Origin of the sequence: Oceanobacillus salinisoli, assembly GCF_009733865.1 — a bacterium.
GTDB classification, from domain to species: Bacteria; Bacillota; Bacilli; order Bacillales; family Amphibacillaceae; genus Oceanobacillus; species Oceanobacillus salinisoli.
In genome coordinates this window covers 110,933-123,361 of sequence record NZ_WOFB01000001.1, presented here as the reverse complement: position 1 = coordinate 123,361, position 12,429 = coordinate 110,933, and the positions used below count along the sequence as shown (strand labels likewise).

At 39.3% G+C, this 12,429-nt stretch carries 11 protein-coding genes; all 11 read right to left on the bottom strand.

Annotated elements, in window-relative coordinates:
• Nucleotides 1-290: 290 nt before the first annotated feature.
• Nucleotides 291-833, bottom strand: coding sequence for a glycerol-3-phosphate responsive antiterminator (locus GMJ66_RS00520; protein ID WP_156288352.1), 543 nt, complete (start codon nucleotides 831-833; stop codon nucleotides 291-293).
• Nucleotides 834-835: 2 nt separating this feature from the next.
• The gene (locus GMJ66_RS00515; RefSeq protein WP_156288349.1) at nucleotides 836-1,354 is read right to left on the bottom strand and encodes an acyltransferase; all 519 of its coding nucleotides are present in this window, start codon (nucleotides 1,352-1,354) and stop codon (nucleotides 836-838) included.
• 4 nt (nucleotides 1,355-1,358) lie between these two features.
• Entirely contained in the window at nucleotides 1,359-1,994 is a 636-nt protein-coding gene (gene ppaX, locus GMJ66_RS00510) for a pyrophosphatase PpaX (protein ID WP_156288347.1), read from the bottom strand.
• Nucleotides 1,969-2,925 (bottom strand): nucleoside recognition domain-containing protein, encoded by a 957-nt coding sequence (locus GMJ66_RS00505; protein WP_156288345.1) that lies wholly within the window; start codon nucleotides 2,923-2,925, stop codon nucleotides 1,969-1,971. The genes ppaX and GMJ66_RS00505 overlap by 26 nt, the downstream gene beginning before the upstream one ends.
• 71 nt (nucleotides 2,926-2,996) lie before the next feature.
• Complete coding sequence (gene lgt, locus GMJ66_RS00500; RefSeq protein WP_156288343.1) at nucleotides 2,997-3,908, bottom strand: prolipoprotein diacylglyceryl transferase; 912 nt, start codon at nucleotides 3,906-3,908, stop codon at nucleotides 2,997-2,999.
• 13 nt (nucleotides 3,909-3,921) lie between these two features.
• The gene (gene hprK, locus GMJ66_RS00495) at nucleotides 3,922-4,860 is read right to left on the bottom strand and encodes an HPr(Ser) kinase/phosphatase (RefSeq protein ID WP_156288341.1); all 939 of its coding nucleotides are present in this window, start codon (nucleotides 4,858-4,860) and stop codon (nucleotides 3,922-3,924) included.
• Between the two features lie 110 nt (nucleotides 4,861-4,970).
• Nucleotides 4,971-5,165, bottom strand: a complete 195-nt coding sequence (locus GMJ66_RS00490) for a PspC domain-containing protein (protein ID WP_156288340.1) — start codon at nucleotides 5,163-5,165, stop codon at nucleotides 4,971-4,973.
• Between the two features lie 317 nt (nucleotides 5,166-5,482).
• The gene (bshB2, locus tag GMJ66_RS00485) at nucleotides 5,483-6,148 is read right to left on the bottom strand and encodes a bacillithiol biosynthesis deacetylase BshB2 (RefSeq protein ID WP_156288339.1); all 666 of its coding nucleotides are present in this window, start codon (nucleotides 6,146-6,148) and stop codon (nucleotides 5,483-5,485) included.
• A gap of 31 nt (nucleotides 6,149-6,179) precedes the next feature.
• Entirely contained in the window at nucleotides 6,180-6,533 is a 354-nt protein-coding gene (locus tag GMJ66_RS00480) for a YojF family protein (RefSeq protein WP_156288338.1), read from the bottom strand.
• Between the two features lie 781 nt (nucleotides 6,534-7,314).
• Entirely contained in the window at nucleotides 7,315-10,194 is a 2,880-nt protein-coding gene (gene uvrA / locus GMJ66_RS00475) for an excinuclease ABC subunit UvrA (RefSeq protein WP_156288638.1), read from the bottom strand.
• An 8-nt stretch (nucleotides 10,195-10,202) separates the two neighbouring features.
• The gene (gene uvrB, locus GMJ66_RS00470) at nucleotides 10,203-12,185 is read right to left on the bottom strand and encodes an excinuclease ABC subunit UvrB (RefSeq protein WP_156288337.1); all 1,983 of its coding nucleotides are present in this window, start codon (nucleotides 12,183-12,185) and stop codon (nucleotides 10,203-10,205) included.
• Nucleotides 12,186-12,429 lie beyond the last annotated feature (244 nt).

Below are 12,429 nucleotides of genomic sequence, written 5' to 3'. Positions count from 1 at the left end.
ACGTATGCAGTTAATACAAGAGCAACGGAAAAGCGAGCCAACGAGCTTGCGCGTGTTGTGGTGACTTCTACGTTGCCCACAGGACAAGGAACACTTCGTCAGCGATACATCGCACGCAGAAAAAGTGTTTTTCTTTTTCAAGGACGTGGGCGGTTTTTAGTAGAAGGTCCTCTATCGATGTGTCATTTTCGCCGGACTTTTTGAACATCCTCTTAAAGTTAAATAACAAAGTAATCAATATCTAAGTAAAGTGGTAGCAGCCTTAAAGAATACACACTATGTAACTAAAATCACCATAATTCTTTATTTGATGTGGATATTGCTACGGCACCTGCGTTCAATGCTGCATTTATTTCTTCCTTCTTTGTAATCAATCCGCCTGCTATTACAGGTATGTTTGTTTCTGTATATACTTTATTAATGATACTTGGCATAAGCCCTGGAAGTACTTCAACACCATCAGGTTTAAATCGCTTCATTTGTTTCAAATTGTGCTCCAACGCAATACTATCTAACAAGAACACCCGCTGAATTGCTAATAAATTATGCTTTTTTGCTAATGTAATAACATTTCCCCGAGTCGACAAAATGCCATCTGGCTTGATTTCCCGAATTAAAAATTCTATACCATATTCATCTGCTTTTAATCCTTGAATTAAATCAAAGTGAACAAGGATATTTTTCTTCTCCTTTTTAGCATACCTTACTATATTTTTTAGATTAGTTAATCTTGTTTCCAATAAAACAATCGTTTCATACGAGGTTTGAAGTGCATTTTCAAAGTCCTTTGTCTTTCTAACCGCTGGCAATATCCCTGTTGGAATTTCAACCATTTCTAATTTCCCCCTTTTTGCTTCCTCTCTTCCATCTCTTCCTTCGTATAAATAATCTCCATCGGATTTCCACCGACTAATGAGCCAGCAGGAACATCTTTGTGCACTAATGTTCCTGCCGAGATGGTGGCACGATTCCCGATTGTTACTCCCGGGAGTATGGTAGAGTTGGCACCTATCATCACTTCATCACCAATCACTACCTCACCAATCCGATATTCATCAATTAAATACTCATGAGCTAAAATCGTTGTATTATAACCAATAATACTGTTTTTTCCAACAGTTATTTTTTCCGGATACATAATATCGGGAACAACCATAAACGCAAAAGCAGTCTCGTTGCCTATTTTCATCCGTAAACATGTACGATAAAGCCAATTTTTTAAAGGCATAAATGGGGTATATCTTCCAATGATGATAATAACGGTATTTTTAAATACTTTCCAAAAAGATACCGTTTGATATATTTGCCATAAGGAATTTCCTTTCTTAACAGGATATCGCTTCGTTCTGCGCATTTTTCTACACCCCTACAATTTTTAACAAGTCACGCATGTCCTCCAGCATATAGGTTGGATTTAACTGCTGCAAGCGTTCTTTCCCCTTAAAGGACCAGGCAACACCTGCCGTCTCTACACCTGCATTCTGGCCTGACTCAATATCATGCGAATTATCTCCAACCATCAACGTAGAAGCTGCATCTGCATCCAGTGCTTTCATTGCTTTAATGACTGGTTCAGGATGTGGTTTCGGATGGGTCACATCATCCAGTGTAACAATCGAATCAAAATAGTTTTCCAAACCTGCAATCTTCAGTCCTCGGTTTACACTTTCTGTCATTTTGGTTGTAACTATACCTAGCATAAAGTTCTTTTCTTTTAGTGCATCCAACACCTCCATAACATTCGGAAAAGCTGTCACATAATTATCATGTTCCCGCAAATTATGTTCCCGGTAAACATCAACCATCTCCTCGGCACGATTCGGATTGATGTTCGTGAATGTTTCTTTTAATGGGGGACCATTGAATTCGATTATTTCTTCCCTAGTATATGGTAAATTGTAATGCTTAAATGTATGGGTAAATGATGCGATAATTAATTCATTGGTATCAATTAATGTGCCATCTAAATCAAATAGTATTGTACGAATGTTCATTTGCTGCATCCTTTCTACGCTTTTCCATTTTGTTCATAATTATAGAAATTGCCATCGTTAATAATATGGCTGTTGTTAATCGAATCAATAACAATGGCCAAACTGGTATTCCTAACGGGATAAAGATTAATGTATCCTCTACAACCGCATGACAGGATACAAGGAATATAAGTGCTAAATACATGTCTTTTTTGGATACACCATCTTCTTTCACCGCTTGAATCATTAGGCCTGCACCATAGGCAAGACCAATTGTAAGTCCAGCAACCATGGTCATGGATGTGTTTTTATTCATTCCCAGAACCTTCATAAAAGGTGCCAGCAGATTAGATAATGCATTTAACCAGCCTTTTTCACGCATGACTTGCATGATAATCATTAATGGGATAACAATGAGAGCTAATTGAACAATTGCTATAGCGGCTGTTTCCATTCCATGAAACGCAATTTCCCACCATCCATTAGGGACAGCCTCTTCTACTGAGATAAATCCATATTGAGCTGCTTGTGCTCCTCCGTTCCACAGTAAGTTAATCAATACAGCAGATAATAATGCCAATCCAACACGAACACTTACTATTACCCACCATTTGACCCCCACCTTGGATGCCACAGCAGATTCCACAAATAAATTATGGGAAAAGGAGAGCATGACAGCCATAATAAATACTTCTTTCACCGTAAAATCAAAAGATATAATAGCGGCAATTCCTGCATATAAATTCAAAACATTTCCTAAAACTAAAGGCACTGCCGCTTCCCCCGACAATCCCAGTAAACCCATGACAGGTTCCAATAGGTTAATCACCCAAGGTAGAGCTGGAGTGAATTGCAAAATCGTAACAATTAAAGTTATTGGGAAAATGACCTTCCCCAACGTCCACGTGGTTAATAGGCCTTGTTTTAGGCCTCGGTAAAGTGTTCCGGACATATCCAAAACTCCTTCATATTGTAATCTTCATTCATTTTGATAAATCCCTGCTAGAAGCAGGGATTTCATCGCTATTTTCGTTTATTCTTATTTTTATTCTTCCTATTTTTTTTCTTCTTAGATTTATTGTTTTTATTTGACTTATTTTTATTTCCTGGGTTATTCTGGCCTTGCGCCGGAACATCATTATACTTCTCCGTAACGGTTCTGCGACGGTAAATAATTAAGATAATTGCAACAATGATTCCAGCTATGGAAACTAATTGTGCTGTACGGAGATCACCGAATACGTATAGGCTATCGGTCCGCATCCCTTCAATAAAGTATCTTCCAATAGAGTAACCAATGACATACGCTAAGAATAATTCCCCACGTAATGGATTATATCTCCTTAATAGTAACAGAAGTGTAAAGATGACTAAATTCCATAACGATTCATATAAAAATGTAGGATGATAGGTAATCCCATCTATCGTCATCTGATTCAAAATAAAGTCAGGAACAATATCATAAATCACCGAACCTTCAGGAAGTGGCCCCCCATGTGCCTCCTGGTTCATAAAGTTTCCCCAGCGGCCAATGGCCTGACCAAGAATGAGACTTGGTGCAATAATGTCCAGCAGCTGCCAGAAAGAAATCTCTTTCACCCGTGCAAACACAACTGCAACGAGAAATCCACCGATAATCGCACCATGAATGGCCAAACCGCCTTCCCAAACAGCAAACACACGCCAAAACGGACCATTTGCATATCTTTCCCATTCAAAGGTAACATAATAAATTCTGGCACATAGAATAGCGATAGGAACAGCAAATACGATAAAATCTATAAGCAGCTCTTTATTTAATCCTAAACGATCAGCTTCCTTCATTGCCAGCCAAAGACCTAAAGCAGCGCCTGCTGCAATAATAACCCCATACCAATAAATCGTCAACGGACCGATTTCTAAAAATACTCTATCCAATGGTGCAGTTAGAATCATATTTTAACCTCTCTTATTCTGTAATATCTTTTTCTTGTTCAATCATGTTTGTCAATCGTTCTGAAAACTCTTCGGCAGCATTCACACCCATTCGTTTCAAACGGAAATTCATTGCAGCTACTTCAATAATAACTGCAAGGTTTCTACCTGGGCGGACTGGAATCGTTGCTTTCGGTAAGGAAACATCCATAATTTTCATTTGGTCCTCATCCAAACCAAGCCTGTCATATTGCTTTTTCTCATCCCAATTCTCCAAATTAACAACCATCGCAATCTTTTTATAACTGCGTACTGCACCAGCACCAAATAGTGTCATAACATTAATGATGCCAAGACCACGTATTTCAAGCATGTGCTCAATGAGTGGTGGTGAATTACCAATTAACGTATCATAGTCTTCTTGTCTAATTTCTACACTATCATCCGCCACTAATCGATGCCCGCGCTTCACGAGCTCCAACGCGGTTTCACTTTTACCAACACCACTTTGTCCTGTAATCAGGACACCAACGCCATATATATCAACGAGAACTCCGTGAATGGCCGTAAATGGGGCAAATTTGGCCTCTAAATAATTCGTTAACCTGCTCGTGACACGGGTGGTTTTTCTTGGTGAAAGCAGAATCGGCACCCCAGCCTTATTCGCAGCCTCGATCAATTCGCTTGGAACTTCCATGCCTCTGGAAATAACAATTCCCGGTGTTACGTCTGTACATAATTTCTCTGCACGGTCTCTTCTCTGTTCTTCTGTTAAATCCAAAAAATAAGTCATTTCTGTTTTCCCGATTAATTGCAGACGTTCTTTTGGATAATATTTAAAATATCCCGTCATCTCAATTCCTGGACGTGATATATCACTTGTTATAATTTCTCTATGTATACCATCCTTCCCAGCAACAAGGGTCAGATTAAAATTATCCAACAAATCTTTTGTGCGTACCATTGTTCCCATAACAATAGCCTCCTTCTATGCTACAATAACTGCTAATATTGTAGCACAAAAAACGTAGGCATTTCACCTACGAGATTTGCATGTATTTCATTAATGGATAATTTTCCGAACTAATAAATATCTATGTCATTCGGTATAATAAATATTCCGATGAAATAAGCCAAGCCAAATGTAAAGAAACTGGCAAATAACAGAACAACAAAAAGTAAGCGAAGCAATGTGGAATCGATATTAAAATACTCCCCTAATCCGCCAAGTATACCGGCAACCATACGATCATTAGAAGATTTATATAAACGTTTCATTTAGAGTCCTCCTTCTTGTTTCTTTATATATTATACGAGATGATAAATTTAAAGGTTTCATTTTATACAATGAAAAACCTCACCATGAAAGTGAGGCTTTTTTCGTTTTAAGTGCGGAGGATGAAAAGGACCGAGAAGTTCGAGGCGGTGAAGCTTTGAGTAGCGGGCTTCCACAGGATGTGGTGACTTTTACGTTGCCCACAGGACGTGGGTGATTTTAGTAGAAGTTCCTTACCATACGTGAGCAACGGAAAAGCGAGCCAACGAAGAAATTCGATCTGTCATTTTCACCGGACTTTTTGAACATCCTCTTTAAGTTAATACTTCCAAATATAAAATCTTTCTTTTCCAAGATTTTGTTTCGCAATTTCTTTCAGGTCATCCATTTCCGGTTGTTTTTGTTTATGCTGGACCAAAACTCCCATTGCTTGAGACTTATGAGCAAGGATTGCTTCAAACTTTTTATCAAAAGTATCTGTTATGTCATTTGTAACATCTGGTTCACCTAGATCTTGCGGAAAATCTTTGGAAATCGCTTGAGCCCAAACTGTTGGGCGATTTTCAGGGTCCATTAAGCGCACCGCTTCAATTGCCGCTGCACCTAAAGCATTATGATCAGGGTGAACAGCATAAGCGGGATAATGTGTGATGACAAGACTTGGCTTAATCTTATCTAAATATCCTTTTAGATTTTTAGCAATTTCCATTCGGTCTTCAAACTCAATTGTCTTATCCCTGTAGCCCAACATCTCTAATTCGATATCAAGTACGTTACAAGCATTTGTTAACTCTTCTTTTCTAATTTGAGGCAATGTTTCGCGATTTGCGAAAGCAGGCGAACCCATATTTCTTCCCATTTCACCTAATGTTCCGCATAAATATGTAACAGGTACACCTTGTTGCCGAAAATTCGCAATCGTACCCGCCGCACCAAATGATTCATCATCTGGATGAGGGTAAATAACAACGACATGTTTTTCCATGATAATAACCTTCCTTCAAACCATTTTCGAATTAATGACTAAATGGGGTTTCACTAATTTCCAATGAAACCATTAAACGACCCTCTTGATCATGTCCTGCCATAAGCAGTTTGGAACCTTCATGCATTGTCCAGTCTGTTAACCCTTCCGCATAGATCCAGCCCATTTCCATTTTCAGGCCGACACGATACGATTTTCCATCTCCAACAATTTTTGCCTGATTAAAACTAACCTTTGCATTACGTATGTACGCTCCAACATTATATGCTTTATCATTAAAATGACTGGCGTATGCACCATTCGTTGTCTCTAAATGGACATATACCTCTTTATTTTTTAATTCGTCTAGAGTTTGCTGAACTCTTTCCATTTCAATAGGCTTCATTATCGTTCCTCCAATACCTTCTTATTATAACTCTACCCCAGTAGTCATTTTCAGTCAAAAAATTGACTCGTATTTATATAATTTCTATTAGGCTGTTTTTAAAAAAACAAGACTATGGTTACTCACCCCACCTAATAGATTTGCTGCTTTGGCAGAATCTATAAAATTCGACGTATGATACTACTCTCATACCGTTCCGGAAATACACTTCGCTTCCATGGGCGGCTGGTGAGCCTCCTCGTACTGTCTTCTTTAGGGGACTCACCGATGCCTCTTTTCCCACAGCACAAGGAAGATTTCGGCAGCGTTACATCGCACGCAGAAAAAGCGGTTTTCTTTTTCAAGGAGTCTCCGTGTATATCCTCCGCTGGTTTTGTGCTATTCATTTTCTATCTGATTGTTGCTAATCGATGCTTGTTTAGATTAAAGAAAGGGTTTATTTCTCTAGAATACAATAATATCTTCTTTTTTTGCGATGTATAGCTGCAGACCGAGTTTCTTGTCCTATGGGGATAGCACATATCCAAAGACCTTAGCAACGAGGGTACTACTTGAGTAATCTTCTTTGTTCCTTACGCCAATGAATTCTACTACGATGCGTTACTAGAAGACAGTAAGTATTCTGCGGAGAATGCAAGCACACATCATCATTAGAACAAGTGAGAACCGCAATAGTAATTCACTAAGTCGGATATTATATCTACGCGAAAGGGAAAAAAACAACGAAAAGAGCCAATGTATAAAAACAGCATACCTACTGTTTAACAGGTATGCTGGTCTTCTATTTCGTACTTGCCTTTTCCTTTTCTTTAATTAACTTTTCCATGCGTTCGCGATCTCGTTCCAGCACATTTCCGAGGTAACGGCCGGTATAGGAAATGTCTGCAGCTTCGGCAATTTTTTCTGGTGTACCAGTAGCGATAATTTGTCCACCACGATCCCCACCTTCAGGGCCAAGGTCAATAATATTATCCGCGCATTTAATAACATCTAAATTATGCTCAATGATTAAAACGGAATCTCCATTTTCCACTAGACGCTGCAGCACGGAAAGCAATCGTTTAATGTCATCTACATGCAATCCTGTTGTCGGCTCATCCAAGATATATAATGTTTTTCCATTAGATCGTCGATGAAGTTCACTGGCCAGTTTTACTCGCTGCGCTTCCCCACCAGACAGTGTGGTTGCTGGTTGTCCTAAACGAACATAGCCTAATCCCACATCTGCAATAGTTTGGATTTTGCGTTTTATTTTAGGAATCGGAGCAAAAAAATCCAGTGCTTCTTCCACCCTCATATCCAATACATCTGCAATACTTTTTCCTTTGTATTTTACTTCTAATGTTTCACGATTATAGCGTTTACCGTGGCAAACTTCACATGGTACATAAACATCCGGCAAGAAGTGCATTTCAATTTTTATGATTCCATCTCCGCGGCATGCCTCACAACGCCCGCCTTTCACATTAAAACTGAAACGGCCCTTCTTATAGCCACGCACCTTTGCTTCATTCGTTTGTGCAAATACATCACGTATATCATCAAACACCCCAGTATAGGTAGCTGGATTGGAACGTGGTGTACGGCCAATTGGCGACTGGTCAATATCAATGACTTTATCTAAATGCTCAATTCCCTTAATTGTTTTATGTTTACCCGGCTTATGGTTAGCCCTTGATACTTCCTTCGCCAACCCCTTATAAATAATTTCATTAACCAGTGTACTTTTTCCTGAACCGGACACTCCAGTTACTACAGTCATCAATCCAATCGGAATTTTAACCGATACATTTTTCAGATTGTTTTCCGCTGCACCAACCACCTCAATTTTTCGTTTATCCGGTTTTCTTCGTTTTGCTGGGAGTGGAATGAATTTATCGCCGGATAAGTATTTTCCGGTAATGGAATTTTTATTTTTCATCACATTCTCAGGAGTGTCACTAGCTACAATATGACCACCATGCTCCCCTGCTCCGGGTCCAATATCAATGAGCCAGTCTGCAGCAAGCATTGTATCTTCATCATGCTCCACTACAATTAATGTATTATCAAGATCCCGCATCCGCTTTAACGTATCAATTAGCCGGTCATTATCCCGCTGATGAAGACCAATGGATGGTTCGTCCAATACATATAAAACACCTGTTAATGCTGAACCGATTTGTGTAGCTAAACGAATTCGCTGTGCCTCTCCACCAGAAAGGGTTCCTGCAGCACGAGCAAGTGTTAAATAATCTAATCCAACATTATTTAAGAACTCCAAACGATTCTGTATTTCTTTTAAAATCATTTTAGCTATTTGTTTTTCTTTTTCAGTTAAGTCTACCTTTTCAAAGAAATGGATTGCCTCAACAACCGAAAATTCTGTCACCTTACTAATGTGGAAACCATTTATACGAACTGCCAATGCTTCCTCTTTCAATCGGTGCCCTTTGCAGGTCGGGCAAGCTTTTTGAGACATGTACTTGGATAAATGATCTCTAGTAAAGTCCGAGCTTGTCTCTTTGTATCGTCTGGCAATATTGTTGAGAACACCTTCAAAATATATTTCCGAATCATGGACTCTTCCAAAGTCATTCTTATAGTAAAAATGAATTTTTTCTGTTCCACTACCATATAAAATCTTTTCCAGCAGCTCCTTTGGAAGATTTTTTACAGGAACATCCATATCAATTGCATAGTGATCACAGACACTCTTCAATAATTGGGGGTAATATTGCGCACTTATCGGTTCCCATGCCGCAATCGCATGCTCATTTAATGTTCTGTTCCAATCCGGAATGACCAAATCCAGGTCCACTTCCAGTCTCGTTCCTAAACCATCACAGGTCGGACAAGCTCCATATGGTGTATTAAATGAAAATATTCGTGGCTCTAGTTCACTAATAGAAAAACCGCAAATTGGACAAGAATGATGCTCACTAAAGATTAATTCTTCTTCTCCAATCACATCCACAACGATTCTGCCTTCTCCAAGTTCTAACGCCGTTTCAATCGAATCACTCAATCTTCCCTCAGTCCCCGGTTTGACGACGATACGATCTACTACTACTTCAATGGAGTGTTTTTTATTTTTATCTAATTTAATCTCTTCGGTTACTTCACGCATTTCTTTATCGACACGAATCCGCACATATCCTTCCTGCTTTAATTTTTCAAGGAGTTTCACATGTTCTCCTTTACGTCCAGAAACAACAGGGGCAAGAATCTGCATTTTCGTTCGCTCTGGATACTCCATGATCCGGTCCACCATCTGCTGAACCGTTTGTGAAGTAATTTCAATCCCATGTTTTGGGCAGGTTGGATGGCCAACTCTTGCATACAATAAGCGTAAATAATCATAAATTTCCGTAACTGTACCTACTGTTGACCTTGGATTTCGGCTTGTTGTTTTTTGGTCAATGGATATTGCCGGAGATAATCCGTCAATCGCATCCACATCAGGTTTATCCATTTGACCTAAAAACTGTCTCGCATACGCAGATAAAGATTCAACATACCGCCGCTGACCTTCCGCATAAATCGTATCAAAAGCGAGCGATGATTTTCCCGAACCAGATAATCCTGTTAACACAACCAGTTTATTTTTCGGGATGGTTAAATCGACATTTTTTAAATTGTGAGCTCTGGCCCCTTGTATTTCAATAAACTTGCTTGACATTCTATCCATCACGCTCCCGCTTTCAGCTCAAGAATAATATCACGAAGTTCAGCAGCCTTTTCAAAGTCAAGCGCTTTGGCTGCTTGCTTCATTTCTTCTTCCATTTGCTCGATTACTTTTTCTTTTTCCTTCTTCGGTAGTTTCTCTATCGTTTTCGACTTGTTCTCATATTCTTCCTTGTCTTCAGAAGCTACCGTAGCACGAATGACATCACGAACATCTTTCTTAATCGTTTTTGGTGTAATGTGATGCTCCTCATTATAAGCCATTTGTTTTTGACGCCGGCGATTCGTTTCATCTATTGCGGTTTGCATCGAATCTGTTATTTTATCTGCGTACATAATCACTTCACCATTGGCATTCCGTGCAGCACGTCCAATCGTCTGAATCAAGGAACGTTCTGAACGCAGGAACCCTTCTTTATCTGCATCCAATATGGTAACTAAGGATACTTCCGGTATATCAATTCCTTCTCTAAGCAAATTAATTCCAATTAAAACATCATATTTTCCTACCCGCAAATCACGGATAATTTCGATTCGTTCCAGGGTTTTGATTTCGGAATGTAAGTAAGCTACCTTCATTCCGATTTCTTTTAAATAATCCGTTAAGTCCTCAGACATTTTTTTCGTTAACGTGGTTACAAGCACCCGCTCATTTCGATCCATTCGCTCGTTAATTTCCTTAATTAAGTCATCAATTTGCCCCTCAATTGGGCGTACATCTATTTTCGGATCCAATAAGCCTGTTGGACGAATAATCTGTTCCGTCATCTTCGGAGTATGTTCTAATTCATACGGCCCAGGTGTAGCAGAGACATATACGAGCTGAGGTACCTTTTTCTCAAATTCCTCAAACTTTAATGGCCGGTTATCCAGAGCAGATGGCAATCGAAAACCATGATCGACTAAAACCTGTTTTCTCGCCTGGTCCCCATTATACATTCCTCTTATCTGTGGTAATGTCACATGGGATTCATCAATAATAACCAGGAAATCATCCGGAAAGTAGTCTATCAGTGTATATGGAGTCGCACCCGATTCTCTTAGCGTTAAGTGTCGGGAATAATTTTCTATCCCAGAGCAAAAACCCATTTCCCTCATCATTTCCAGGTCATAGTTCGTCCGCTGCTCCAAGCGCTGAGCTTCTAAAAGTTGATCATTATCACGCAATTCTTTAAGACGCTCCTCCAGTTCTTTTTCAATGTTGGAGATTGCAATTTTCATTTTTTCTTCTCTTGTTACGAAGTGGGATGCTGGAAAAATCGCAATATGTTCCCGGTCCCCAACAATTTCTCCTGTTAGGGCGTCCACCTCACGAATTCGGTCAATTTCATCACCAAAAAACTCAATCCGGATACAATGCTCCTCCCTTGATGCTGGAATAATTTCTACGGAATCCCCACGCACCCGGAACGTACCACGCTGAAATTCAATATCGTTTCTTGCATATTGAATATTCACTAATTCACGTAACAGCTGATCCCGGTCCATTTCCATTCCCATTCGCAAAGAAAGGACTTGACTGCGATATTCTTCCGGTGAACCTAAACCATATATACAGGAGACACTCGCAACAATCAATACATCATTTCGTTCAAATAGCGCAGAAGTTGCGGAATGTCGCAGTTTATCAATCTCATCATTAATACTTGCATCTTTTTCTATAAATGTATCCGTGGAAGGGACATATGCTTCAGGTTGATAATAATCATAATAGCTGACAAAATATTCAACTGCATTATTTGGGAAGAATTCTTTAAACTCACTATACAGTTGCCCTGCCAATGTTTTGTTATGGGCAATAACAAGTGTTGGTTTATTTACTTCCTTAATGACATTCGACATCGTAAAGGTTTTCCCTGTACCAGTCGCACCAAGCAATGTTTGGTGGCGCTGACCAGCCAGGACATTTTCCGTAATCTCTTTAATCGCTTGTGGCTGGTCTCCAGCTGGTTCGTATTGGGAAACAAGTTCAAATTTATTCTCCAAATGTCCCGCCTCCGTTCCTTGTTTTCTATTCTATCACATATATCATATATTTTAACACAGCACGAACAAATATTCGTTTTATATGCATTACTATTTACTATTTACTATTTTACCCATGTTTATAGAGGAAAATAAGATATCGTTGTTGATATATTACGACATTAGGTGCTTCGTTGATTTCCGGATCGGTTTTATACTTTCCTGATAACGTCTAAAAAGACTTCCATCATAGCGATAGAAGTCC

Bases quoted from the DNA above. Each gene is read 5' to 3' on its own strand.
- uvrA (WP_156288638.1), bottom strand. From the start codon at position 10,194: ATGTCAAGCAAGTTTATTGAAATACAAGGGGCCAGAGCTCACAATTTA.
- GMJ66_RS00505 (WP_156288345.1), bottom strand. From the start codon at position 2,925: ATGTCCGGAACACTTTACCGAGGCCTAAAACAAGGCCTATTAACCACG.
- hprK (WP_156288341.1), bottom strand. From the start codon at position 4,860: ATGGGAACAATGGTACGCACAAAAGATTTGTTGGATAATTTTAATCTG.
- lgt (WP_156288343.1), bottom strand. From the start codon at position 3,908: ATGATTCTAACTGCACCATTGGATAGAGTATTTTTAGAAATCGGTCCG.
- bshB2 (WP_156288339.1), bottom strand. From the start codon at position 6,148: ATGGAAAAACATGTCGTTGTTATTTACCCTCATCCAGATGATGAATCA.
- GMJ66_RS00480 (WP_156288338.1), bottom strand. From the start codon at position 6,533: ATGAAGCCTATTGAAATGGAAAGAGTTCAGCAAACTCTAGACGAATTA.
- ppaX (WP_156288347.1), bottom strand. From the start codon at position 1,994: ATGAACATTCGTACAATACTATTTGATTTAGATGGCACATTAATTGAT.
- GMJ66_RS00515 (WP_156288349.1), bottom strand. From the start codon at position 1,354: ATGCGCAGAACGAAGCGATATCCTGTTAAGAAAGGAAATTCCTTATGG.
- GMJ66_RS00490 (WP_156288340.1), bottom strand. From the start codon at position 5,165: ATGAAACGTTTATATAAATCTTCTAATGATCGTATGGTTGCCGGTATA.
- GMJ66_RS00520 (WP_156288352.1), bottom strand. From the start codon at position 833: ATGGTTGAAATTCCAACAGGGATATTGCCAGCGGTTAGAAAGACAAAG.